This is a genomic window from Flavobacterium sp. N2270 (genome assembly GCF_025947225.1).
Taxonomy (GTDB): Bacteria; Bacteroidota; Bacteroidia; order Flavobacteriales; family Flavobacteriaceae; genus Flavobacterium.
The window spans coordinates 171,552-197,271 of record NZ_CP110005.1 but is presented as its reverse complement, the minus strand read 5'-3'; the positions used below and the strand labels follow the sequence as shown (position 1 = coordinate 197,271).

21 protein-coding genes and 1 pseudogene are annotated in these 25,720 nt (G+C 30.1%); all 22 read left to right on the top strand.

The window, feature by feature from the left end:
- The first annotated feature begins 16 nt into the window (after window positions 1-16).
- The 22 genes and pseudogenes from recR (at window position 17) to OLM55_RS00845 (ending at window position 25,719) form a co-directional block, all read left to right on the top strand.
- Window positions 17-637, top strand: a complete 621-nt coding sequence (gene recR / locus OLM55_RS00950; protein ID WP_264560641.1) for a recombination mediator RecR — start codon at window positions 17-19, stop codon at window positions 635-637.
- Between the two features lie 76 nt (window positions 638-713).
- Entirely contained in the window at window positions 714-1,508 is a 795-nt protein-coding gene (locus tag OLM55_RS00945; protein WP_264559553.1) for a polysaccharide biosynthesis/export family protein, read from the top strand.
- Between the two features lie 11 nt (window positions 1,509-1,519).
- Window positions 1,520-3,982 carry an exopolysaccharide transport family protein gene (locus OLM55_RS00940; RefSeq protein WP_264559552.1) on the top strand — a complete coding sequence of 821 codons (2,463 nt, stop codon included), beginning with the start codon at window positions 1,520-1,522 and terminating at the stop codon, window positions 3,980-3,982.
- Window positions 3,983-3,985: 3 nt separating this feature from the next.
- Window positions 3,986-4,969 carry an SDR family oxidoreductase gene (locus tag OLM55_RS00935; RefSeq protein ID WP_264559551.1) on the top strand — a complete coding sequence of 328 codons (984 nt, stop codon included), beginning with the start codon at window positions 3,986-3,988 and terminating at the stop codon, window positions 4,967-4,969.
- Window positions 4,970-4,972: 3 nt separating this feature from the next.
- Complete coding sequence (locus OLM55_RS00930) at window positions 4,973-6,361, top strand: UDP-glucose 6-dehydrogenase (RefSeq protein WP_264559550.1); 1,389 nt, start codon at window positions 4,973-4,975, stop codon at window positions 6,359-6,361.
- Between the two features lie 78 nt (window positions 6,362-6,439).
- Entirely contained in the window at window positions 6,440-6,814 is a 375-nt protein-coding gene (locus OLM55_RS00925; RefSeq protein ID WP_264559549.1) for a four helix bundle protein, read from the top strand.
- Window positions 6,802-8,115, top strand: coding sequence for a nucleotide sugar dehydrogenase (locus OLM55_RS00920; RefSeq protein WP_264559548.1), 1,314 nt, complete (start codon window positions 6,802-6,804; stop codon window positions 8,113-8,115). The genes OLM55_RS00925 and OLM55_RS00920 overlap by 13 nt, the downstream gene beginning before the upstream one ends.
- A 10-nt stretch (window positions 8,116-8,125) precedes the next feature.
- Window positions 8,126-9,616 (top strand): lipopolysaccharide biosynthesis protein, encoded by a 1,491-nt coding sequence (locus OLM55_RS00915; protein WP_264559547.1) that lies wholly within the window; start codon window positions 8,126-8,128, stop codon window positions 9,614-9,616.
- Window positions 9,613-10,722 carry a glycosyltransferase gene (locus OLM55_RS00910; protein ID WP_264559546.1) on the top strand — a complete coding sequence of 370 codons (1,110 nt, stop codon included), beginning with the start codon at window positions 9,613-9,615 and terminating at the stop codon, window positions 10,720-10,722. The genes OLM55_RS00915 and OLM55_RS00910 overlap by 4 nt, the downstream gene beginning before the upstream one ends.
- Window positions 10,712-12,043 (top strand): hypothetical protein, encoded by a 1,332-nt coding sequence (locus tag OLM55_RS00905; protein ID WP_264559545.1) that lies wholly within the window; start codon window positions 10,712-10,714, stop codon window positions 12,041-12,043. The genes OLM55_RS00910 and OLM55_RS00905 overlap by 11 nt, the downstream gene beginning before the upstream one ends.
- 2 nt (window positions 12,044-12,045) lie before the next feature.
- Window positions 12,046-13,050: an acyltransferase family protein gene (locus OLM55_RS00900; protein WP_264559544.1), complete on the top strand. Its 1,005-nt coding sequence runs from the start codon at window positions 12,046-12,048 to the stop codon at window positions 13,048-13,050.
- Window positions 13,051-13,085: 35 nt separating this feature from the next.
- Window positions 13,086-13,976 carry a glycosyltransferase family 2 protein gene (locus OLM55_RS00895; protein WP_264559543.1) on the top strand — a complete coding sequence of 297 codons (891 nt, stop codon included), beginning with the start codon at window positions 13,086-13,088 and terminating at the stop codon, window positions 13,974-13,976.
- Entirely contained in the window at window positions 13,969-15,084 is a 1,116-nt protein-coding gene (locus OLM55_RS00890) for a glycosyltransferase family 4 protein (protein ID WP_264559542.1), read from the top strand. The genes OLM55_RS00895 and OLM55_RS00890 overlap by 8 nt, the downstream gene beginning before the upstream one ends.
- Window positions 15,081-16,181 (top strand): EpsG family protein, encoded by a 1,101-nt coding sequence (locus OLM55_RS00885; RefSeq protein WP_264559541.1) that lies wholly within the window; start codon window positions 15,081-15,083, stop codon window positions 16,179-16,181. Before OLM55_RS00890 ends, OLM55_RS00885 begins: the two co-directional genes overlap by 4 nt.
- Complete coding sequence (locus OLM55_RS00880) at window positions 16,181-17,041, top strand: glycosyltransferase family 2 protein (protein ID WP_264559540.1); 861 nt, start codon at window positions 16,181-16,183, stop codon at window positions 17,039-17,041. Before OLM55_RS00885 ends, OLM55_RS00880 begins: the two co-directional genes overlap by 1 nt.
- A gap of 8 nt (window positions 17,042-17,049) precedes the next feature.
- Window positions 17,050-18,168 (top strand): glycosyltransferase, encoded by a 1,119-nt coding sequence (locus OLM55_RS00875; RefSeq protein ID WP_264559539.1) that lies wholly within the window; start codon window positions 17,050-17,052, stop codon window positions 18,166-18,168.
- Between the two features lie 3 nt (window positions 18,169-18,171).
- Window positions 18,172-18,771 (top strand): annotated as a pseudogene (locus OLM55_RS00870) (sugar transferase); the annotation flags it as partial.
- Window positions 18,751-19,398, top strand: a complete 648-nt coding sequence (locus OLM55_RS00865; protein WP_264560640.1) for an acetyltransferase — start codon at window positions 18,751-18,753, stop codon at window positions 19,396-19,398. The pseudogene OLM55_RS00870 and the gene OLM55_RS00865, both read left to right, overlap by 21 nt.
- A complete protein-coding gene (locus OLM55_RS00860; RefSeq protein WP_264559538.1) occupies window positions 19,388-20,512 on the top strand; it encodes a DegT/DnrJ/EryC1/StrS family aminotransferase in 1,125 nt (374 codons plus the stop codon). Before OLM55_RS00865 ends, OLM55_RS00860 begins: the two co-directional genes overlap by 11 nt.
- 318 nt (window positions 20,513-20,830) lie before the next feature.
- Window positions 20,831-22,558, top strand: a complete 1,728-nt coding sequence (locus OLM55_RS00855; protein ID WP_413614324.1) for a polysaccharide biosynthesis protein — start codon at window positions 20,831-20,833, stop codon at window positions 22,556-22,558.
- Window positions 22,559-22,679: 121 nt separating this feature from the next.
- Window positions 22,680-23,366 carry a polysaccharide biosynthesis/export family protein gene (locus tag OLM55_RS00850; protein ID WP_264559536.1) on the top strand — a complete coding sequence of 229 codons (687 nt, stop codon included), beginning with the start codon at window positions 22,680-22,682 and terminating at the stop codon, window positions 23,364-23,366.
- A 1-nt stretch (window position 23,367) separates the two neighbouring features.
- Window positions 23,368-25,719 (top strand): GumC family protein, encoded by a 2,352-nt coding sequence (locus tag OLM55_RS00845; RefSeq protein ID WP_264559535.1) that lies wholly within the window; start codon window positions 23,368-23,370, stop codon window positions 25,717-25,719.
- The last annotated feature ends 1 nt before the right edge of the window (window position 25,720 follow it).

Sequence of the window (25,720 nt, the reverse complement as noted above, 5' to 3'; positions counted from 1 at the left end):
TTGTATTTTTGTAATTATGGAATTACCTTCAAAATTATTAGAAAATGCGGTAAATGAAATAGCTCAATTACCCGGAATTGGTAAAAGAACGGCACTTCGATTGGCTTTGCATTTACTTCGTCAACCTTTAGATCAAACGCAAAATTTAAGCTCTTCACTATTTAAATTAAGAAGTGAAATTTCTTATTGCACCGAATGTCATAATATTTCAGACGATAAAGTTTGTCTAATTTGTAGTAATACAAAAAGGGATAAGAGTTTAATATGTGTGGTTGAGGATGTTAGAGATGTTATGGCTATTGAAAATACAGGTTTGTTTAAAGGGGTTTACCATGTTTTAGGTGGTAAAATAAACCCTATTGAAGGAATTGGGCCTAGTCAGTTAAAAATAAGTACTTTAATTAATAAAATTAAACTAGGAAATGTTGAAGAAATTATTTTTGCACTAAGTTCAACTATGGAGGGAGATACAACTAATTTTTATATTTATAAACAGATTAAAGATTTTAATATAAAAACATCAACAATTGCTAGAGGTGTTGCAATTGGAGATGAATTAGAATATGCTGATGAAGTAACATTAGGAAGAAGTTTGTTGCATAGAATTCCGTTTGAAAGCTCGTTGAAACAGAATTAATTTTTTTAATATAAAAGGGTTTAAATTTCTCAAATTTAATTCTAAAAACTATATTTGTTTTCTTAAATAAAATGTAATGAAATTGTATAAATTTATATATATATTATTAATAGTAGTTTTTGCTACTTCGTGTATACCAAATAAAGACTTAATTTATTTACAGAAAGAACAAGAAAAGAATCAATTTATTCAGGTAAATGAATCTCTTTCAAAGCCTTATCGTGTTCAAACAAATGATATCTTATCAATATCAATAAAAGCCTTGGATCAACGATTAGTGGAAATGTTTAATCCATCTACTCAACTAAATCAAGTGCAGCAAAGTCCACAAACACTTTACTTCAATGGATTTACAGTAGATGATCATGGAAATATTAATATACCTGTTTTAGGAAACTTAAATGTTTTAGGATATTCTGTTGAAGAAGTTAAAAACGAAATTGAAAAAAGACTTTTGGATGAATATTTTAAGAGTGAGGCGAGATTGTTTGTGAATGTAAAATTAGCGGGCTTAAGATATACTGTGAATGGTGAGATTAACACCCCAGGAACAAATGTATTGTTTCAGGATAAAGTAAACATAATGGAGGCAATTGCAAACTCTGGAGATATTACCATTACAGGAAATAGGAAAGAAGTGCAAGTTATTAGAAAATTACCTCAAGGTTTTGAAACATATTATATAGATTTAACTAGTTCAAAAGCATTTGAATCTCCAGTTTTTTATATACAACCAAATGATTATATCTATATAAAACCTTTGAAACAAAAGTCTTGGGGAACAGGAACCACTGGTGTTCAAACAATAGGAACAATTATAACTGCATTGTCATTAATAACAACGACTATTTTGTTAACTAGAAATCTATAATAGAGAATAAGATGTTAGATACTAAAGATTTTACTTTTTTTGAGTCTCAATCAAATTTCGATTTTAAAGGATTTTTTTTAAAGATTATTGGATATTGGAAATGGTTTGTGTTAAGTTTTATTATTACATTTCTAATTGCTTATAATGTAAATATTAGAAAAGAAAAGATATATGGAATGGAATCTAGCATTGTTGTTAAAGATGAAAACAATCCATTTTTTACAGCTAATACCAGTTTGGTTTTTAACTGGGGAGGTGTTTCAGATAAAGTTCAAACTGTAATTACAACATTAAAGTCGCGTTCGCACAATGAATTAGTTGTTGATAATCTAGAATATTATATCAATTACGAAGTTAAAGGCAAGTATTATTTTGAAGACGTTTATGGCAGTGTCCCTTTCTATGTGAAAATAGATAAAAATAAAGGACAACTTTTAAATACGCCTATCAAAATTAAGTTTTTATCTTCTAATCAATATGAATTAAGTGTTGATTTTGCCGAATATCCATCGGGAAAACTAATCCATTACATTGATAACTCTCAAAGCGATTTAGGAACGTTAAATGATGTATTTGTTAAAAAATACAAGATTAATGAGGAAGTTAATTTGCCATTCTTAACATTAAATCTTCATTTAAATCCAGATGCAATTAATTTTAAAGGAAAAGAGTTTTATTTAAGATTTAGTGATTTTAATGGAACGGTAGCTAAGTATAAAGAAATTGATGTTTCTGCTGATACTAAAGCTGCTTCAGTTATTACCTTGCAATTACAAGGAGCAAATAAATATCGATTAGTAAAATATTTAAATACTACTGTATCAATGTTGAAAAAGATTCAGTTAGATGGTAAAAATCAATTTGCAACAAATACAATTAATTTTATTGATTCTACATTATTACAAATGGAAGGTCAAATAAAAGAAGCAGAAAATGAATTAAAAGATTTTAGAAGAGGAAAAAATGTATTTCAATTAGAAGCTGGTGGTGAGAAATTAACAGATAAAGTTTCAGAGTTCGATATAACAAAAGATGAACTTGAGCGTAAAAGCAAATATTTAAATTTATTGAATACATATTTGCTTAAAAATAACGACTTTTCTAAATTGCCAGCGCCATCAGTTGCAGGAATTGATGACCCTAATATTTTAATTAATGTATCAAAGTTAATTCAATTGTCTACTCAAAGAGCTGAGTTAGGTTATTCAGTTAAAAGCAATAAAATGTTCACCGAGTTTGATTCGGAAATGGAAGCATTAAAAAAAGTGTTACTACAAAATATTATTAGTGCTAAGACTTCTTTGAATGTAGATATGGCTATTGTAAATAGAAATATTTCAGCTCTTGAAGGTGAAATCAGTAAGCTTCCAGAGCAACAGCAAGAACTAGTTAAAATTACTAGAAAATATGATCTGAAAGACAATTTATATAGTACTTTTTTACAAAAAAGGAGTGAAGCAGAAATTGTTAAAGCAGCTAACATTTCTGATATAGACTTTATCGACCCCGCAAAGGATATTGGTGGAGGTTTAAGGGGGCCAAAGACAAGTATTAATTATATTTTAGCAATTTTAATTGGATTTTTGGTGCCATTTTTAATTGTATTTCTTATAACCTTATTAGATAATAACATAAACACTGCTGATGATATTCAAAAACTTACAAAAATTCCTTTAATTGGAGTAATTGGAAAGAGAAATACACTAAATAACTTATCAGTTTTTGAAAAACCAAAATCACCTTTAGCAGAATCATTTAGAGCAATTCGTTCTTCTTTACAGTTTATGTATAAAAAACAGAAAGTTGAGGGTTCTAAAATTTTAATGCTTACTTCTTCAGTCAGTGGAGAAGGTAAAACATTTTGTTCAATTAACTTAGCAACCGTTTTTGCATTAAGTGAAAAGAAAACTGTAATTGTTGGTTTAGATTTACGTAAGCCAAGAATTTTTGGTGATTTCAATATTGATAATATTACGGGTGTTGTGAACTATTTAATAGGTCAAAAAACATTAGAAGAAGTTACTCAATCAACTCACATACCTTATTTAGACTTAATTACTTCAGGTCCTATTCCGCCAAACCCAGCTGAATTGTTAATGGGTGGAGCGATGGATGATTTAATTGAAGAGTTAAAACTAAAATATGATTACATTATTTTAGATACACCTCCTGTTGGTTTAGTTGCTGATGCCTTAGAATTAGCAAAATATGCAGATGCCACAATATATGTTACTAGACAAGGATTTACCAAAAAGGGAATGCTTGCAGTTGTAAATGAAAAACATAAAAGAGGAGAACTAAATAATATTAGTGTCTTATTAAACGGGTTCCAAAATAAAAATAAATATGGCTATGGTTATGGATACGGTTATGGCTATGGTTATGGAGCTTATGGTGAGTCATATCATGATGAAGTAGTGGAAGAAAAAGGATTAAAAAAGATTCTGAATAAGTTTCGAAAAAAAAATTCTTAGGATTTGGAAAAAGTAATAAAAAATAAAAAAATACTTATTACAGGAGGAGCTGGTTTTATAGGTTCTAATTTATGTAATTACTTTGTTGAATATAATGAAGTGGTTTGCTTGGATAACTTTGCTACAGGTCATTTTCATAATATCGCTCATTTAATAAATAATAAAAACTTCAAATTAATTGAGGGAGATATTAGGGATTATAAAACATGTGAAGATGCAGTAAAAGGAACGGACTATGTATTGCATCAGGCTGCGCTTGGCTCTGTTCCAAGATCAATTAATGACCCATTAACTTCAAATGAGGTTAATGTTTCAGGTTTTTTAAATGTTTTACAAGCAGCTACAAAAGAAGGGGTTTCTCGATTCGTTTATGCGGCAAGTTCGTCTACATATGGAGATTCAGAAGCGTTACCTAAAGTTGAAGATTGTATAGGTAAACCATTATCACCTTATGCTGTTACCAAATATGTAAATGAGCTTTATGCCGATGTATTTAGTAAAACCTATGGTATAGAAACAATTGGTCTAAGGTATTTTAACGTTTTTGGAAGAAATCAAGACCCAAATGGAGCTTATGCAGCGGTTATTCCTAAATTTGTAAAAAGTTTTATAAATCATGAAAGTCCGGTGGTAAATGGTGATGGCAACTTTTCTAGAGATTTTACCTATATTGATAATGTGATTCATATGAATGAAAAAGCATTAGAAACGCAAGATAAAAACGCTATCAATACAGTTTATAATACTGCTTTCGGTGATAGAGCTACTCTAAATGAGTTAATAAGTTATGTAAAAGAATATTTAGGTGAATTTGATCCTGAAATTTTAAAAGTAGAAGTTAAATATGGCCCTTTAAGAGCGGGAGATATACCTCATTCTTTAGCAAGTGTAGAAAAAGCAAAAAAATTATTAAATTATAATCCTCAATATTCACTAAAAACAGGACTTAAGGAGGCAGTTGAGTGGTATTGGAAAAATTTAAAATAGAATATGATTAAGAATATATGTTGTATTGGTGCAGGTTATGTTGGTGGTCCAACAATGGCTATTATTGCACAAAAGTGCCCTAATATTAAGGTTACAGTAGTAGATTTAAACGAGGAAAGAATTGCTGCTTGGAATGATGTTGATGTCAATAATATTCCTATTTATGAACCGGGTTTAAGCGAAATCGTTGCTGAATCTAGAGGAAGAAATTTGTTTTTTTCAACAGAAGTAGATAAAGCTATTGATGAAGCTGAAATGATTTTTATTTCGGTAAATACACCTACAAAAACTTATGGAGTAGGTAAAGGTATGGCGGCAGATTTAAAGTATATTGAATTATGTGCTCGCCAAATTGCAAGAGTAGCTAAGTCTGATAAAATAGTGGTTGAAAAATCTACTTTACCTGTTAGAACTGCAAGCGCTATTAAGGATATTTTAGATAATACAGGTAATGGAGTAAGTTTCCAAATTTTATCTAACCCAGAATTTTTAGCTGAAGGTACTGCAGTTGAAGATTTATTGGCTCCAGATAGAGTTTTAATTGGAGGAGATTCTTCTGAAGAAGGTAAAAAAGCAGTTCAGTCTTTAGTAGATGTGTATGCTAATTGGGTGCCTAAAGAAAATATTTTAACTACCAATGTTTGGTCGTCTGAATTGTCAAAATTAACGGCAAACGCATTTTTAGCGCAAAGAGTTTCTTCTATAAACGCAATGTCAGAACTTTGTGAGAAAACGGGAGCAGATGTAAATGAAGTTGCAAGAGCCATTGGAATGGACAGCAGAATTGGTTCAAAATTCTTGAAATCATCTGTAGGATTTGGAGGTTCTTGTTTTCAAAAAGACATCCTAAATTTAGTTTATATAGCTCAGTCATATGGATTAAATGAAGTAGCAGATTATTGGGAACAAGTGATTATTATGAATGATCACCAAAAAAGAAGGTTTGCAAAAAACATCATTAAAACATTATACAATACCGTTTCGGGTAAAAAGATTGCTTTCCTGGGTTGGGCATTTAAAAAAGACACAAACGATACAAGAGAATCAGCTGCAATTTATGTTGCCGATTATTTACTTTCTGAACAAGCTCACGTTTCTGTTTATGATCCAAAAGTGAGTGAAAAGCAAATTCTGTTCGATTTAAATTACTTGGCATCTAGAAGTGAAAATGATAATAAAAAAGGACTTTCGGTTATAGAAAATCCTTATGAAGTATGTGAAAACGCTCATGCTATTGCCGTGTTGACAGAATGGGATGAGTTTAAAACCTACGATTGGCAAAAAATATACGATTCAATGCTTAAGCCAGCATTCGTATTCGACGGAAGAAATTTATTAAATAAAGCAGAATTAGAAAAAATAGGATTTATTTATCAATCTATTGGGAGTTAGGTTTTGAGACTGGGAGACTTTGAGATTGGGAGATTGGGGGACTTGGAGATTAGGAGAGACTTTAAAATTAAATATTTTATGGCGAAAATTGCTACTCATAAAGACTTAAGGGTTTATCAATTGGCTTTTGAATTGAGTATGGAAATTTATAATGTTTCGAAAAGTTTCCCTGTTGATGAGAAGTATTCTTTAACAGATCAAGTTCGAAGAAGTTCTCGTTCTGTTTGTGCAAATTTAGCTGAGGCTTTTAGAAAAAGAAGATATCCTAAAAATTTTGTTTCTAAACTTTCAGATTGTGAAGCCGAAGCTGCAGAAACACAAGTATGGTTAGACTTTGCGTTAGAATGTAAATATATTAATAATGAGCTCTATAATGAGATTTATAAACAATATGATATGGTATTAGGTATGTTAGTAAAAATGATTGTTGAACCTGAAAAATGGAAATTATAATGTCGCAACATCATTCCATCACCCCATCACCTCGTCTGGCTATTATTGGACTTGGCTACGTAGGCTTACCGTTAGCTCGTTTGTTTGCCACAAAATTTAATGTGGTTGGTTTTGATATTAATCAAAATAGAATAAACGAACTTAACCAAGGTATTGATGCTACGCTTGAAATTGAAAATGACGTTTTAAAAGCAGTTTTAAAAGAGACCAATTCTGAAGCGAATGGATTGTTTTGTACAAATGATTTAAAAGAAATAGAATCGTGCAATTATTATATTGTTACGGTACCCACGCCGGTTGATAAGCACAATAAGCCCGATTTAACGCCTTTGTATAGAGCGAGTGAAACCGTTGCAAAAGTTTTGAAAAAAGGTGATATTGTTATTTATGAATCAACTGTTTACCCTGGAGTTACAGAAGAAGAATGCGTACCTGTCTTAGAGAAAAATTCAGGCTTGAAATTTAATGTAGATTTCTTCGCTGGGTATTCTCCAGAACGTATTAATCCGGGAGACAAAGAACATACGGTTGATAAAATATTAAAAGTTACCGCAGGTTCTACTCCAGAAATTGGAATTAAAGTAGACGATTTATATAAAACGGTAATTACTGCAGGAACACATTTAGCTCCTTGTATAAAAGTTGCTGAAGCGGCTAAAGTTATTGAAAACTCGCAACGCGATATCAATATTGCTTTTGTAAATGAATTAGCTAAAATTTTTAATTTATTAGAAATTGATACAGCTGCTGTTTTAGAAGCTGCCGGAACTAAATGGAATTTTCTTCCCTTTAAACCGGGTTTAGTTGGCGGACATTGTATTGGGGTTGACCCATATTATTTAGCACAAAAAGCACAAGAAAAAGGATATCACCCTGAAATTATATTAGCTGGAAGACGATTAAATGATTCTATGGGTGAGTATGTTGCTTCACAAGTTATTAAATACATGATTAAAAAAGGGGTAGTTGTAAATGGCGCTTCTATTTTAATGTTGGGAATTACTTTTAAAGAAAATTGCCCCGATGTTCGTAACACAAAAATTATAGATGTTATCTCTTCTTTGAAAGAATATGGAGTTAGTGTAACTATTTTTGACCCTTTAGCTAACCCTGCGGAAGTGGCTCATGAATATGGACTTGAGGTTACTAATAATGTACCCAATGAAAAATTTGACACTATTATTTTAGGTGTTGCACATAAAGAATTTAAAACATTAGATTTATCTCTTTTGAGGAAAAAAAATAGTGTATTGTATGATGTGAAAGGTGTTCTGCTTGAGGCTGTAGATGGGAAATTATAAATATTAAATTTTGAAAGAGCATAAATTTGGCGCTATATTATCTTATGCTAATCTAGCATTGACAAATATAACGGGGTTATTATTAACTCCGTTTATTATTAAAATGCTAGGCGATTCGGAATATGGTCTTTATACGCTTATAGGTGCTTTTGTGGGTTATTTATCCGTTTTAGATTTAGGATTAAATAATACTATTGTTCGATTTGTTGCCCAATATAGAGTGCAAAATGACAGTAAAGCACAAGAAAATTTTTTAGCCATAAGCCTTATCATATATACTTTTATAGGGCTTTTAATTACTTTTTTTGGTATTTTATTCTATTTTAATGTAGAAGTTTTGTTTAAGAATTCATTATCTTATGGCGAGTTGAGTAAAGCCAAAACTATGTTATTGATTTTGATTTTCAATATAGCCATAACTTTACCTGGCGGAGCTTTTACAGGTATTTGTTCTGGATACGAAAAATTTATTTTTCCAAGACTTTTAACTATAATTAAAGTTGTTGTAAGGAGTATTGCGGTTGTTCTTATTTTAAAAAAAGATGCAGATGCAATAGGTATTGTCGTATTAGACACAATTGTAAATTTGTTATTTATTATAGTAACAATATATTACACCTTTTTTAAACTAAAGGTTAGCATTAAGCTTCATAAATGGGAGTTTTATTATGTTAAAGAAATATTTCAATATTCCTTTTGGATCTTCATTTTCGCTTTAGTGTATCAATTTCAATGGAGAACAGGTCAAGTGATATTAGGAACAACAACTAATACAATAACGGTTGCTGTTTTTGGAATAGGTGTTATGCTAGGGATATATTATACGACTTTTGGAAATGTTGTAAATGGTTTAATTTTACCAAAAGCAATCCAATCTGTTTATAATAATGCTTCTGCTGAAACTCTTACTAATCAAATGATTAAAGTTGGCCGAATTTCTTTATATTTATTGCTATATGTACTTGGCGCTTTTTTATTAACTGGCCAAGACTTTATATTACTTTGGATAGGAAAACTGTATCAACCTGCTTATTTAATAGCGGTTTTAATAATGCTTGTTTATGTACTTCCTATTTCTCAAGGATATGCACATGCTATTTTAGAGGCAAAAAAAATGTTGCGTTTTAAAGCTTTGTCTTTTTTATTATTTAGTATAATTGGATCCGTATTGGGCTATTATTTGTCTTTAAAATTTGGCATATTTGGAATGATTTATGGTTTAGTAAGTGCCATTTTTGTTCTACAATTGATTATGAACTACTATTATCAACAAAAATTAGATCTAAATGTCTTTAAGTTTATAAAAAGTACAATATTAAAGTTTGGAATAACCTTTATGATTATATATATATGTTGTTATTTTGGTTTTACTCTTTTTGATAAAATTAATTGGTTCAATTTTATATTGAAAAACTTAATTTATACGTTCATTTTTGTTTTGGTTTTTTTTCAAATGTTAAATGAAGAGGAAAAGCGTCTAATTTTTAAAAATAAATTATGAAGATTTTACACTTTATAGATGAAATTAAAATGGGCGGAGCACAAACTCATTTACTAACTATTGTGAAAGAAATGGTTTTGCAGCACCCAGAAGATGAACAAAAAATAATTGTTCTATTTGAAGATAATTCATTAAGTGAGAAATTCAGAGAAATAAATGTAGAAGTTATTTGTTTAAATTTAAGATCATTTTTTCAAACTAAATCCTTTTTTAAAATATTACAATTATTAAAAAAAATAATAAAAAAAGAAGCTCCAGATGTAATTGAAACACATTTAACTTGGTCTAGACTATTAGCAAATACTGCTGGTTTTATGGTAGGAGTAAAAAATAGAATAGGTTTTGAACAAGGAGATATTTATATGAATTCCATAAAATTTAGATTTTTAAATTTTATGTCTCAATTTTTATTTCATAAAATAATTGTTTGTAGTAATCAATTAAAACAATGGACAAATAGCACACATAAAATATTTAATTACAAACTAAACGTAATGTATAATTGTGTTGATTTGTCTAAGTATAAATCTATTGCAAATAAAAAATTAGATACATTTATAGATAATCCACCAAAATTTACTTTTGTAACTGTTGGAACACTTGGTCGTGGAGTTAATAAAAGAGTTGATGTTTCTATTAAAGCTATTGGATTATTGAAAGAAAAGGGTCATGATGTAGGATTATTGGTTTGTGGGGATGGTGATCAAAGAAACGAATTAGAATTGTTAGCTAATAAATTAAATATTTCCAATGCGATACATTTTTTAGGAATGAGAAATGATGTAGATCAACTATTGCCAAATGCTTTTGCTTTTATTCATGCTGCTCCATATGAGCCTTTCGGAATTGTATGTATTGAAGCTATGGCATGTGGTCTTCCAGCGATTGTTCCTAATTCTGGAGGTATTCAAAATATAGTTTCAAATGGTATAGATGGTTTTGTTTATGAAAAATTATCAGAAAATGCGTTAGCCGAAAAAATGGAAAAATTGATTCTTAACGATGAGGCTTATCCTAAATTTACGGAAAATGCATTGGAGAATGTAAAGCAATATGATGTAGCTTTATATGTATCTGAATTATATAAATTATACCATGCAAAATAAGAATATTCTTGTCATAACGCCATTTTTCGCTCCCGAAACACATGCTGCAGTTTTTCGTGCCCATAAATTGGTCAAATATTTAAAGCGTGAGGGATGGAATCCAATTGTTTTAACTGTAAATACAAATTATATATATAATGAAGATGAGTCCCTTTTAAAAGATTTAGAGGGTGTTGAAATATATCGAACAGAATATATCGAACCGTCATTAAGAGGTTTGTATATGTGGATTACAGGTAAGGATAGAACATTTAAAACACTTAAAAAATTAAAGCAAAATACTGAAAACACAAACTCTATAGAAAGTAATACTATATTAAATAAAGAATCTTTTTTTAAAAATTATTTGTATAAGTATTTGTTAGATAATTATTTAAATGTTCCAGATCGTTTTTGGACTTGGAGAAAAGGTACGGTTAAAAAAGCAAACCAATTAATAAAAGAAAAGAACATTCAGTATATTTATACAACTTCTTTACCTTTTACAACACTTCAAATTGGAAGTCGGTTAAAAAAGGAGCATAATGTTAAATGGATTGCAGATTTTAGAGATCCAATTATGTATTCTTTACGAAACCATTCTTCATTACCAAGAGTTTTTAAAGAACAAAAACAAATTGAAATTGATGCTTTAGAATCGGCAGATATAATTACAGGATTATCGTCTAGTTACAAACTGATTTATCATGATTTATATGGAGGCAAATATGATAAAAAAACGCATTTTATTCCAACAGGAGCAGACGATGATTATATTCCGAAGGAAGAAATTAACCCATTAAATGAAATAATATATATTGGTGAGTTTCTAAAAGATTATGGGGGAGTTTTCTTTGAGTATTTAGAAAGTTTTTTAAAGACCAAACCGGAATTAAACGAGAGTTTTCAAATTAGGTTTATTGGAAATTCGGCAATCAATAAGAAAGCTATAAATGAAGTTGGAATTTCGTCTTTAATTAAAGAAAAATTGATTTTTGAAGACCATTTACCTCAAAAAGAATTGTATAAAAGAATTGTAGCTTCAAAAGCCGTTCTTTTAATTCCTGGTTATGATAGTCATTGGTGGACAAACTTCGCGAAAATGGTAGACTATATAGCCTTACAAAAGTACGTCTTAGCAATAGTGCCAAATCCTAGTGAAGCTAGAAAGGAACTAACTAATGCTAATTTAGGATTGTTTTTAGATAACGAAGAGCAAGCACTTAAATGCTTCTCAAGCATAACAAATAGTACATTTTCTCAAGAACCTAACGAAGAGTTTTGTAAAAAATACTTAGCAAGTAGTCAGGTTAAGCAATTTATTCAAATAATTGAAGGCTGATAATGGATAAAAAAAGAATTGAGAGTTTAGATGCATTAAGAGGCTTTGCAGCAATAGCGTTTGTTTTAAGGCATTATACTACAATTTTTAATTTTAAATTTAATACACCATTAAATTTTAGTGTTGAATTTAAATACGGCTATTTGGGTGTAGAACTTTTCTTTTTAATTAGTGGTTTTGTTATTTTTATGTCCATAGAACAAATTCAATCGATTAAAGAATTTATCATCAAAAGATTTGTTAGACTTTATCCCACTTATTGGATTCCTTTATTTCTTACATCTTTAGTGATTTTAATTTCTGGAGTGTCAAAATTGGCGTTTTCAAAACTCGATTTTCTTTTAAATTCAACCGTAATTCAAGATTTATTTATTCCCATATTACATAATAAGCATATTGATGGCGTTTATTGGTCTTTAGCTGCAGAATTATTGTTTTATGGATTTATATTATGTTTATACCAATTCAAATTATTAAAACATATTCAAATTATTGGCTTTCTTTGGTTGTTATCCTCTATCATTTGCATTCCAAATGACTATAGTGTTTTTATGATTGGTATTATATTAAACATGAAATGGAGTCCTTTGTTTTTTGGAGGAATGATGTTTTATACTATTTGGAAAAACGAAGCAGAACGAAAAAAATGGACTTCTCATATCTTAATTTTTTTTAGTTTAATTAGTTATTATATTTTAACTTTAACAAAAGCAACAGACCCTTTAAAATCAAGTATAGAAGAATGTATTGTGGTAACTGGTTTCTTTTTTACTTTTTATTTATTGTCGTTTGAAAAAATAACTTTTCTGTCAAAATCTAAGATATTATTATTTTTAGGAAAAATATCGTATCCATTATATTTAATACATCAAAATATCGGTTACATAATTTTGTTGATTTTGGTACAACAGTTTAATTTAATAAACCAAGTTATTATTATAGTTCCCATTTTAATATCTATAGGTTTAACTATGTTAATTGTTTATAAATTTGAAATGTCTATTTAAACAAATTGAAGAAATTTTAATTAGAAAAAAATATAATGCAAGGAATATCCGTAATCATACCTACTTTAAATCGAACTGATTTTTTAATTACTACCTTAAAAGATTTGGTTGTACAAAAATGCACCTTTCCATTTGAAATTATTATTGTAGATCAATCGAATGAGCCAGATATTGATGTAATTAATTTTGTTTCAGACTATTTATTTGTAAAATACCATCATATTACTTTTTTTAAAGGTTTGCCTCAAGCTAGAAATTTTGGATGGCAAAATGCGGAATATGATTTTATATTATATGTAGATGATGATATAAATTGTAATAACCAATTACTTCAAGAACATTTTTCGATTTTGAAAAATAAAAATACAGGTGTTGTTGCTGGAGGAATAATTGAAAAAAACAATCCTAATGAAGGTAGTAGAACAGGTGTTTTTAATAAATGGACTGCAACTCCAATTCCTGGTTTTCATTTAGAGGGAACCTTTGAAGTTGATCATGCAAAAGGGTGTAATTTTTCTACGAAAAAGGAAGTTTTACTAAAAGTAAATGGAATTGATGAAAATTTAACGAAAGGAGCTGCTTTATACGAAGAAACCGATTTTTGTTTACGCGTTAAAAATGTAGGATATGAAATTATGTTCCATTCTAAAGCTAGGCTTCATCATTTAGCTGCAGAAACAGGTGGTTGTCGTGTACTCGATATAAAAAAATATATTGCTTCTTTGGTTCGTAACCGTTCGTTAATAATTCAGCGTCATTTAAAATTTGTAAATAGAATAAGTGCTCATTTATATCTATTAAAACTAGTAGTTGCGTATGCTGTATCTTATCGTAAAATAACCATTTTTAGTAATTATTTTAAAGCCAGATTAGAAGGTAAAAAGGCTGGAATTGCTAGCGTAAAATGCACTAATTATAATGAATAAAACATTACTGATATTTTCTTATGACTTTCCGCCTTCAAATGGTGGAATAGCTCGCTTGTGCAAAGAAATTACTTCAGGAATGCAGGAATATTATTCTGATGTAAAAGTTTTAACAAGAAAAAAATATGGTGAGCAAATTCCTTATAATGTCCATGAAATTGAAATTGTAGAACTTTCTTCTGACCGATTTAAATGTGAAAAAGAAGCTTTCCAATATTTATACAAAATAAAAAACAAGCAAAATGTTGACGTTTTATGTGGGCTTTGGCATCCAGAAGCTACTTTGGCAATATTAGCAGGATTTAAAAATGTTTTTATTTTAGGTCATGGAACAGAGTTTTTAGCTGGAAAAAGCACTTTTAGAAAATATTTTTGGTTGTCTATATATGCAAAATGGACTTTAGGGAAAGTAAAACTAAACATTGCAAATAGTGCATATACAAAGGGGTTAATACATCAAATTAATCCCAAAGCTGAGTCAGTAGCTTTACCATTAGGTGTTAATTCAGATTTTTTTAAACCGTTAGCAACTAATGTAGAAGCTAATAAAAAGTTTAGAATAGCAACACTTTCTCGAATACTACAATTTAAAGGCTACGATTTTATTGCAAAAACAATTGCAGCTTTACCAACGGATTATCAAGAAAAAATAGAATGGAATATCGGAGGAATTGGACCTTATTTAGAAGAGTTAAAAGTACTTGTTAAACAATTAGGGATTCAAAAGCAAGTTCATTTTCATGGTTTTATAAAAGAGGAAGTTTTACCTAGTTTTTATAATTCAAATGATATTTTTGTACTTTGCACAAGAGAACAAGATGACTCAACTTCGGTAGAAGGCTTTGGCTTAGTTTTTTTGGAAGCCCAATCTTGTGGAATTCCTGTTATAGGAACTAAAACTGGCGGAATAGCAGATGCAGTTACAAACGAAACTGGCGGCTGGTTAATAGAACAAGATAATAAAGAAGAATTGTCAGATATTTTGATTAAATGTATAGATAATCCAGTTTTATTGGAAGAACAAAAAAAACTAGCAAGAAAGAGAATTTTAGAAAATTGTACTTGGAAAAAATACAATTTAAATTTAAAACAATTACTTTTAGAATGATACCAGTTGAGATATATTCAAATGTTTATTATCTATTGCTAAGCATCACTGTTTTATTTAGCATATTACCTTTATTTATAAAAAAAGATCTAGAATGTTTTCCAAAAATTAATTTATATGTTGGAACCTTTTTAGTACTATTAATTGTAATTGCATTTATTGGGTTAAGAGACCCTTATGGTAACTGGAAATATTTTGGAGATACAAATCACTACAGTGAAATGTATAAAAATTTATCTTTAACTAGTTACGGAGTAAAGTCTGATTTTGGATTTTATTTTTTAATGTTGTCTGTAAAGCCATTTTTAGACATTGTTGGGTTTTACTTTATATGTGCTTTAATATATGTTTTACTTCCTTATTATACTTTTAAGAAATGGTTTAAAGAGTATGTTTTTTTTGCTTTACTCTTATATGTAACTTCAATGTCTTTTTGGGCCTTTGGTATCAATGGTGTGCGTAATGGTTTAGCAAGTTCTGTTTTTATATTTGCTTTATCCTTTTATGATAAAAAATGGTTAATGTATGGAATAATATTAATTTCCATTTCTTTTCATAAATCCATGTTTCTGCCTTTGATTGCATTTATTTTAACGAGTGAAGTTAAAGATACTAAGTTCTTAATAAAAATGTGGCTTTCCGTAGTTGTTATTAGTTATTTTTTTGGAAGCCAAATAGAAACTCTTATATCTGATTTTTTCTTAAATTCTGGTATTTTTGATGATAGAAGAGTAGAAACTTATTTTTCTGATGAAATTGATGGTGAAGCAGTACGAAGAAGCTATCGAATTGATTTTATATTATATAGTGCTGTTGCTATTGTTTTAGGATATTATTATAAGTATAAAAAACAGTTTGAATCTGTTTTTTATAATCGACTTTTAAACACTTATATTATTGCAAATCTAGTTTGGGTTTTTTTGATTTATGCTGCATATACAAACAGAACAGCTTATCTATCTTGGTTTATAATGCCCGTTGTAATGATATATCCACTGTTAAAACAAAAAATATTTGACAATCAAACTAAGGTAATTGGGTTCATGATAGTTGGAAGTTTATTGTTTACTTTGTTAATTTATTTTAAAACTGCATAATGCAAACTAAAAAAATAGCCGTTGTAGTTCCTGTTTATAATAGGGAAAGTACAATCTTAAAATCTTTAAAATCATTAGAAAATCAAACTTTTAAAGACTGGTTTTGTATAATCGTAAATGATGGGTCTACCGACAATACAAAAGAAGTAATTTCAACTTTAGATGTAAATAAATATTTAGTTGTTAATTTTTCAAAAAATATGGGCAGAGGTTCTGCTCGTCAAGCAGCAATAGATATGGTTAGAAGTTTAAAAATTCCATATATGTGTATGTTGGATGCGGATGATTTTTATTTTCCAGATAAACTCGAATTTCAATTTAATTATATGGAACAGCATCCAGATGTAACTTTACTTTCATCTGCGATGGCTTTATCCGATAAAAATAATAATTTGTACAGTGTAATTCGACCTTTTGAAAATGAAACTGCTTTTTATTTTAATTCTTTTATAAATTTTATTCAACTGCCTCATGCTTCTTCTATTATTCGTATTCAAGATATTGAAGGAGTAAATTATGATAAAACTTTCAGGTTTTCTGAAGATTTAGATTTTTTAAGAAGGATTCTTATTAAGAAAAAATATGCCTTTACACCTAGAATTCATTATGGTTATAAAAGAGACAACTCTTTTTCATTTTATAAATATTTCAAATCAATTAGTTTTAATATAAAATCCTTTAATAGACTAGAAGTAAGTATACTTCAAAAAATAAAATACGCTACAACTTCTGTTTTGAAAACTTCTGTTGTTTTTATTTTAAGTATTTTTGGGGTTGAAAAATTATACTTATCAAAAGTTGGGCAAAAACCAAGTCTTCAAGATTGTAAGAAATATGAAAACTTTGAAGGTAAATTTTAAAAATTATAATGAAAAAAATCTGTTTCATAGTTTCTACTCCATTAACAGCAAATGCATTTTTGTTGAAGCATTTTGAATACCTTTCAAGGGAATTTCAAATTACTTTGGTTGCTAATTATGACGAAAAAATTCAAGAAGAAATTCCTTTTGTAACACATAAAAAAGACATTAAAATAAATAGAAACATCGCTATTTTTTCAGATGTAATGGCCTTAATCAAATTAAGTATTTACTTAAAACAAGAAAGGTTTAATGCCGTACATACGGTTACCCCTAAGGCAGGTTTAATAGGAATACTTGCGGCTTGGTTGTCTAAAACACCCATTAGAATTCATATTTTTACAGGACAAGTTTGGCATACACAAACGGGATTAAAAAAACGATTGTTAAAATTCTTAGATACAATAATAGTTAAATTTTCAACACATATTCTTGTAGACGGTCAATCGCAAAGACAATTTTTAATTGCAAATAAAATTATAAAAGAATCCAATTCTCAAGTATTGGGTAAAGGTTCAATCAGTGGAGTAGATGTTGGTCGTTTTAACCCAACAGCATCCGTTAGAAAAAAATATAGAGCACAATTAGGTTATAATGAAAATGATGTTGTTTTTGCTTTTTTAGGCAGAATGAACACCGATAAAGGCATATTAGATTTAGCACATGCTTTTCAACAATTGAATGTAAAATATCCAAACGTACGATTACTTTTGGTAGGTTTTGATGAAGAAAACATGGAAACTCAACTTCAAACAATTATAAGTTCCAATTATTTCTTTTTTGGATCAACCTCAAAACCAGAAGAAGTTTTGCAGGCCGCTGATGTTTTTTGTTTACCCAGTTATAGAGAAGGTTTTGGAACAAGTGTTATTGAAGCTTCATTATTAGAATTGCCCATAATTTGCAGCGACACTTATGGTTTAGCAGAAACGATTCTTGAAAACAAAACAGGTTTACGCCATGAAGTAAAAAATATAAACCAACTGTATAATCAAATGGAATTGTTAGTTACAAAAGAAACCACTCGAAAAGTTTTAGGTAAAGAAGGAAGAAATTATGTTATTCAAAATTTTTCAGCTGATGAGGTGTCTGAACAATGGTTGCGATTTTATAAAGAATTAGTATAATAAATGTATAAAAATTTTATTAAAATAATACTAGATTTTATATTGTCCTTAATCGGATTCATAGTGCTGTTACCTTTGTTTTTTGCAATAACTATATTGTTGACTATTGCCAATAATGGAAAACCCTTTTTTGTTCAAAAGCGACCAGGTTATCAAGGGAAAATATTCAGCATCGTTAAGTTCAAAACGATGAATGATAAAAAAGATGCCAAAGGGAATCTTTTATCAGATGCTGAACGATTAACACGTATTGGATCTTTTGTTCGAAAAACATCATTAGACGAAATTCCTCAATTGCTAAATGTTTTAATTGGCGATATGAGCCTTATAGGGCCAAGACCCTTATTAACACAATATATGAATTTGTATTCTCCTTATCAAAATAGGAGGCATGATGTGAAACCCGGAATTACAGGTTGGGCACAAGTAAACGGTAGAAATGCAATTGACTGGGAAACAAAATTTGATTTAGATGTTTTTTATGTTGAAAACTTGTCTTTTAAATTAGATGTAAAAATCATTTTAAAAACCATAAAGAAAATACTCATTAGCGAAGGTATAAATGCTGAAAATGCCGCAACAATAGAGCCTTTTAGCGGGAACACAGATATAGTCGTTTTTGGCTGTGGCGGACATTCAAAAGTTGTAATCGATGTCTTGTTAGAAGAAAATAAATACCAAATTAAAGCTGTTTTTGATGATAACCCTAATGTTGTAGAATTATATGGCTTTAAGGTTTTTTTAAACACCAATTCAGATTTTTTTAAAAACAAAAATACTATTATTGCAATAGGGAGCAATCAAATTAGAAAAAAAATAGCCACAACCTTAAATACAAATTTTGTCATGACCATTCATCCATCTGCAGTAGTTTCTAAGTTTGCTAAAATTGGAAAAGGAACACAAATAATGGCTACAGCAGTCGTTAATCCTGGCGTCATAATTGGTGATCATTGTATTATTAATACTGGTGCAATTGTAGAGCATGATTGTATGATTTCTAGTTATGTTCATATATCGCCTAATGCTACTTTAGGTGGAGGTGTATCTGTTGGAGGGCTAACCCAAATAGGAATAGGCGCTTCGGTTTTGCCCGGTTTGCAAATAGGTAAAAATGCACAAATAGGAGCAGGTGCTGTAATCATTGAAAACGTACCCGATAATGCCGTTGTTGTAGGGGTTCCTGGGAGAATAATAAAATACCAAGAAGAAATTAAAAATGAGCAATAAAATCTGGCTTTCTTCACCTCATATGGGTGGAAACGAACAAAAATACATTCAAGAAGCATTTGCTGAAAATTGGATTGCACCACTAGGTCCAAATGTTAATGGTTTTGAAAAAGATATTGAACACTATTTAAAGGAAGGTGTTTTTGTTGCTGCCTTAAGTTCGGGAACGGCAGCTATTCACTTGGCTTTAATTTTATTAGGAATAGAAAAAGACGATGAGGTCATTTGTCAATCCATGACGTTTTCGGCTTCGGCAAATCCAATTATTTATCAAAACGCAACACCTGTTTTTGTAGATAGCGAAAAAGAAACATGGAACATGTGTCCAAAAGCTTTAGAAGAGGCTATAATCGATAGAACAGCAAAGGGTAAAAAACCTAAGGCCATTATAGTAGTTCATTTATATGGAATGCCTTATAAAGTAGATGAGATAAGAGCGGTTGCTGATAAATACAATATCCCTATTATTGAAGACAGTGCTGAGGCGTTAGGCAGTTCTTATAAAGGGCAAAAATGTGGTACTTTTGGAGATGTTTCTATCTTATCGTTTAACGGAAATAAAATCATTACCACTTCTGGAGGTGGAGCCTTAGTAACAAAAACAAAAGCAATAAAAGAGAAGGCCGTTTTCTTAGCCACACAAGCTAGAGATGCCGCACCGCATTATGAACACAGTCAAATAGGGTATAATTATAGATTAAGTAATGTTTGCGCAGGAATTGGTCGCGGACAAATGGAGGTGTTAGATGAGCATGTGCAATTGCGTAGAACAATGAATCAGTTTTATGTAAATTATTTTTCTAAAATGGACGGCGTAACAGTTTTACAAGAGCCCTCTGTGGATTTTTATTCTAACCATTGGTTGAGTGCAATTGTCTTACAATCTTATGAGCAACGAGAAGCTTTACGATTAGCGCTTGAAAGCGAAAATATTGAATCGAGACCTTTGTGGAAACCGATGCACTTACAACCTGTATTTACTAAATATCTTTTTTTTGGAAACGGAACTTCAGAAGATTTGTTTAACAGAGGATTGTGTTTGCCTTCGGGTTCTAATTTATCTGTAGCAGATAAAAATAGAATTAGAGTGGTTTTAGATGCTTTTTTTAAATAGTTACTGTAATATTAATTATAAATAAGGCTATTAACTCAATAAGTTTAATATTTTTGTTGTCCCAATTCTTTAAAATTCAAATACTTTGACAAATAATGAACATAAACCAAGTTCTTCTTTGCTGAAAAAAGTAGGAACATTTTTCTTAGCAAACCGATTTTCTAATCTTGGTTATTTACCCAGATGGATTGTTTTTTGTATGGATGTTTGTATTGTTTTTTTTGCCAGCATCGTAACCTATTATATTGTTGAAAACCTTACATTCAGGCACTATGATACCTATTCGGTTCTTTCTAGGTATATTATTACTATTCTTACATATGTTTTTTTCTTTTTGCATTTAGAACTTATGCAGGAATCATAAGACACTCCAGTTTTATTGACGCTTTAAAACTATTAGTTTCAACTTTTGCTACTTTTTTAGCATTAGTCACTTTAAATTACATCCACTTTTTAATTACAGGAAATAAAATTTTTCTTTTTCCAGTATTACTAATTCATTTTATCATTTCATTTTTATTGCTTTTCTTGTTTAGAGTGGCCGTTAAATTCTTATATGAAAAATACATTGAATATGGTAATTTAGAAAAAGAACAAAGGGTTATTCTTTTTGGAAATGACAGTAATGCAGTTGCAGTTGCTAATGCTTTAAATTTAGAACAACCTAGAAAGTATAGAGTGGTTGCCTTTGTAGATAACGGCAAATCACATGATCTTAGGTTGCTTTTAGGTTTGCCCATAGTAAATTATTCTCAAAACATAGCGGCAATTTTAGAAGAGTTCAATGCTCAAGCTTTAATTATAACCGATAGGATGCTGAGTAAAAAGCAACAAATAAAAATTGTTGACGATTGTTTAGATAACGATTTCAAAGTATTAACTCTTGAAAAAGTAAAAGATTGGCAAGATCAAAAAGACCTTTCTAAAAACCTTAAAAATTTCGATATTAATGATTTGTTAGAACGAAAACCCATACAGTTAAATACCCTTCAAATATCAAATCAATTAAAAGAAAAAATAGTATTAATTACTGGTGCGGCGGGTTCTATAGGTAGCGAAATCGTTGCTCAAATTATAACTTTTAATCCACATGCAATAGTATTAGTAGATCAAGCAGAAACACCGCTCTATGATTTAGTGAATGGAATAGTTAACAATGTAAAGCATATTAAAATTATTCCTTATGTTGCTGATGTAAAAGATGTTCAAATGATGGACTTCATTTTTAAAGAACACAAGCCCCAAGTGGTTTATCATGCCGCGGCTTACAAGCACGTTCCTTTAATGGAAAATAATCCGTATCAAGCGGTTTATACCAATGTAATTGGTACTAAGAATACAGTCGATTTAGCTGTAAAATATGCAGTAGAGTCCTTTGTTATGATTTCGACAGATAAGGCTGTTAATCCCAGTAATATAATGGGGGCAAGTAAAAGAATTGCGGAACAATATGTGCAATCCTTGGCTTTTAATATAAATGAACATAACACATCAAAAACAAAGATAATCACAACCCGTTTTGGAAATGTATTGGGTTCGAACGGTTCTGTTGTACCTTTATTTACCAAGCAAATTCAAGAAGGTGGTCCGTTAACCGTTACGCATCCCGATATCATTCGTTATTTTATGACCATTCCCGAAGCCTGTCAGTTGGTTCTTGAAGCCGGTTCTATGGGAAATGGTGGCGAAATATATATATTTGATATGGGTAAACCTGTTAAAATCATCGACTTGGCTCATAAAATGATAAAACTAGCCGGCTTTATTCCCAATACAGAAATGGAAATCAAAATTACAGGTTTGCGACCGGGCGAAAAATTATATGAAGAACTGTTAAACGAAAGTTCTAAAACATTGAAAACACATCACGATAAAATAATGATTTCTAAAGAATTGGAAGAGTTTAATTATGAAATTGTAAATTCAGATATTGAATCCTTAAAAACTTTATTGGCCACTTTTAATACGGTTGAAATTGTAAAGAAAATGAAACAAATGGTTCCCGAATTTAAAAGCATGAATTCGAGCTTCGAGAAATTAGATTAGAAGTTATATAAAGAATCTTATATTTGTTAAAATTTAAAAGAAGAGAATGAAATTTAAAAATGCAATATATCTAGTACTATTTTCCTTTTTGATAGCTTCCTGTGCTTCAAAAGAAAATATAGTGTATTTACAAAATAACAATATCACTTCCAGTGCCACACAATATGAACCTACCATACAACCGGATGATGTATTGTCTATTATGGTTAGCTCTGAAAATCCTGAAGTAGCCGCACCTTATAATTTAAAAAGTGTAGCCATACAAAATGCTACCGAAGTCATTGCGGTAAATGAACAAGTCCAAGCCTATATAGTAAACAGTAAGGGAGCCATTCAATTTCCAATGTTAGGAGATATTGTATTAGGTGGTTTAACTAAAACAGAAGCCATTGATAAATTAAAATCAATATTAAAAGACCATGTAAAAGATGCCATAATTCATATGAGAATCTTAAATTTTAAAGTTTCAGTTTTAGGAGAAGTAGCAAAACCAGGAACTTTTACTGTTAATAGCGAAAGAATTACAGTGTTAGAAGCATTGAGTATGGCAGGAGATCTTACGGTTTACGGAAAACGAAAAAACATTTTGGTCATTCGCGAAAAAAATGGAGTTAAAACAACTCAACAAATTGATTTAACAAACTCCGACTTTTTAAATTCCGAATATTATTATTTGGCTCAAAACGATGTAGTGTATGTTGAACCCAATAAAACAAAAGTAAATTCATCAGTAGTTGGACCAAATTTAACAGTAGCCATCTCGGCTATTTCATTACTAGTTACTATTTTAGCTATTACAATACGATAAAATGCAAAAAACAGAAAGCTCAATTAGTTCATCAAACAACTTTAACCTAAAAGAAGAGGTTTATAAATATTTATCCCAATGGAAATGGTTCGTATTGGGTGTGTTTCTTTGTTTAGCTGTAGCCTATTTGTATTTAAGATATTCCGTACCTCAATATAAAGCCAATGCTACGATTTTGGTTAAAGACGATCGAAAGGGTGGAATTGCAAACGAACTTTCTGCTTTTTCAGATTTAGGTATGTTGTCTAATATTAAAAGTAATGTAGACAATGAAGTTGAGGTTATCAAATCGAGAACGTTAATTGATAGAACCATTCAAGATTTAGAGCTTACAACCGTTTATATGAATATTGGGAGGGTAAAGTCGGAAGAATTGTATAAAAGTTACCCTGTTAAAATGGTGGTGCTTAAAGCAGATGAAAACTATTTTAGTAGCTATAAAAAATACCGCATTGCACATCATGATGCTGCTTCTTTTAAACTTTATAACGATTCAGATTCTGCTATAGGAACATTTAAATATGGAGAAAAAATTAAAGTAAACGAAGCTGTTTTACAGTTTATAAAAACAAAAGACTACAGTCTTAATAAAGAGTTTAATATTGCGGTGAATTATTACCCCAAAGCACAACTCGTAGAAAGTTTTAGAAACAGGTTGTTGGTTAGTACTTTAAGTAAAAACACGAGTGTTATAGAATTAAGTATTGTTGATCCTGTAAAATCAAAAGCCGTTGATTTTTTAAACGAATTGGTGTCAAATTATAATAAAGATGCAATTGATGATAAAAAATATGTATCTGAAAACACCTCAAAATTTATAGACCAGCGCTTAGAGCTTATTGCAAAAGAACTTCAAGGGGTAGAGCAAGATGTGGAGGCTTTTAAAAAGTCCAATCAAGTTACCGATATCGTTTCTGAAGCCGGTTTGTTTTTAGAAAATGCCAGTGAAGTGGAAAAGCAAAAAATGGCCAACTTAACCCAAATTAAAGTGGTTGAAACCATGATGGACTATGTTAATTCTAGTGATTTTTCAGAAACATTGCCCGCAAATATCATAGCGCAAGATCAAGGCGCAACGAGTTTAATTTCCGATTATAATAAATTAGTTTTAGAACGCAATAAACTTACCAAAACGGCAGGCGAAAAAAACACATTAGTAAAAGCATTAGATGCTAAAATTACTTCGTTAAAGCAAAACGTTAAAGCGAGTTTAGCACAATATAAATCGTCTTTAGGAATTCAACAACAAGACTTAACCCGACAAAAAGCTAAAGTGGTAGGTAAAATAGCTCAAATTCCTACACAAGAACGTTTGTTTCGCGATATTGATAGAAAACAGCATGTAAAAGAAGCTTTGTTTCTTTACTTATTGCAAAAAAGAGAAGAAATGGCTATTTCTTTAGCGGTTACAGCTCCTAATGCAAAAGTAATTGACTTGGCTATTTCCTCTTCGGTTCCTGTATCGCCAAACAGAAAAGTCATTTACTTGGGAAGTTTTCTTTTAGGGATACTTATTCCTTTTGGAGTAATCTATATCAACGATTTATTCGATACTAAAATTAAATCAAGAGTAGACATAGAACGCGCTACAACGTTACCATTTTTAGGTGAAATCCCTCGATTAGATACCGGCGTGCTTTTAGTTGAAAACTCATCGAGATCCACAACTGCAGAAGCCATGCGAATTATAAGGACCAATTTAGAATTCTTACTCAATGAAGTGGAAGAAGGAACAGCGAAAACCATTTTTTTAACCTCTACTTATCCTAAAGAAGGAAAAACATTTGTATCGGTTAATTTAGCGTCAATAATTTCACAATCTAACGATAAAGTACTGTTAATAGGTGCAGATATTCGTAACCCTAAATTAGATGATTATATGCAATTGCCTCAAAAAGGGTTAACCAACTTTTTAGCAGATAAAACAAGTGCCCCTATAAACGATTTTATTGTGAGCAGTAAAGAGATTCCTAATTTACATGTACTGCCTGCCGGAGTGATTCCGCCAAATCCTGCAGAATTGCTAATGGGGTCTAAATTGAATATTGCTTTTGAAGAATTAAAAAAACAGTACAATTATATAATTGTAGATACGGCACCAGTAAGTTTGGTTACCGACACTTTAATTATTGCTAAAAATGCAAATGCATTCGTTTATGTAGCGCGTGCTAATTTCTTAGACAAAAGAATGCTGGAGCTTCCACAAAAACTATATTCAGAAAACAAATTACCTAATATGTCAATTTTGTTAAACGATACAAATGGTAAAAAAGGCTATGGCTATGGCTATGGTTACGGTTATGAAGCAGAAAGTGAAAGCAAGAAATCTTGGAAAAACATTTTTAAAAAATAAA

Excerpts from the sequence above, each read along its gene's own strand:
- recR (WP_264560641.1), top strand. The coding sequence starts at position 17 with ATGGAATTACCTTCAAAATTATTAGAAAATGCGGTAAATGAAATAGCT.
- OLM55_RS00945 (WP_264559553.1), top strand. The coding sequence starts at position 714 with ATGAAATTGTATAAATTTATATATATATTATTAATAGTAGTTTTTGCT.
- OLM55_RS00940 (WP_264559552.1), top strand. The coding sequence starts at position 1,520 with ATGTTAGATACTAAAGATTTTACTTTTTTTGAGTCTCAATCAAATTTC.
- OLM55_RS00930 (WP_264559550.1), top strand. The coding sequence starts at position 4,973 with ATGATTAAGAATATATGTTGTATTGGTGCAGGTTATGTTGGTGGTCCA.
- OLM55_RS00925 (WP_264559549.1), top strand. The coding sequence starts at position 6,440 with ATGGCGAAAATTGCTACTCATAAAGACTTAAGGGTTTATCAATTGGCT.
- OLM55_RS00920 (WP_264559548.1), top strand. The coding sequence starts at position 6,802 with ATGGAAATTATAATGTCGCAACATCATTCCATCACCCCATCACCTCGT.
- OLM55_RS00910 (WP_264559546.1), top strand. The coding sequence starts at position 9,613 with ATGAAGATTTTACACTTTATAGATGAAATTAAAATGGGCGGAGCACAA.
- OLM55_RS00905 (WP_264559545.1), top strand. The coding sequence starts at position 10,712 with ATGCAAAATAAGAATATTCTTGTCATAACGCCATTTTTCGCTCCCGAA.
- OLM55_RS00900 (WP_264559544.1), top strand. The coding sequence starts at position 12,046 with ATGGATAAAAAAAGAATTGAGAGTTTAGATGCATTAAGAGGCTTTGCA.
- OLM55_RS00895 (WP_264559543.1), top strand. The coding sequence starts at position 13,086 with ATGCAAGGAATATCCGTAATCATACCTACTTTAAATCGAACTGATTTT.
- OLM55_RS00890 (WP_264559542.1), top strand. The coding sequence starts at position 13,969 with ATGAATAAAACATTACTGATATTTTCTTATGACTTTCCGCCTTCAAAT.
- OLM55_RS00885 (WP_264559541.1), top strand. The coding sequence starts at position 15,081 with ATGATACCAGTTGAGATATATTCAAATGTTTATTATCTATTGCTAAGC.
- OLM55_RS00880 (WP_264559540.1), top strand. The coding sequence starts at position 16,181 with ATGCAAACTAAAAAAATAGCCGTTGTAGTTCCTGTTTATAATAGGGAA.
- OLM55_RS00875 (WP_264559539.1), top strand. The coding sequence starts at position 17,050 with ATGAAAAAAATCTGTTTCATAGTTTCTACTCCATTAACAGCAAATGCA.
- OLM55_RS00860 (WP_264559538.1), top strand. The coding sequence starts at position 19,388 with ATGAGCAATAAAATCTGGCTTTCTTCACCTCATATGGGTGGAAACGAA.
- OLM55_RS00845 (WP_264559535.1), top strand. The coding sequence starts at position 23,368 with ATGCAAAAAACAGAAAGCTCAATTAGTTCATCAAACAACTTTAACCTA.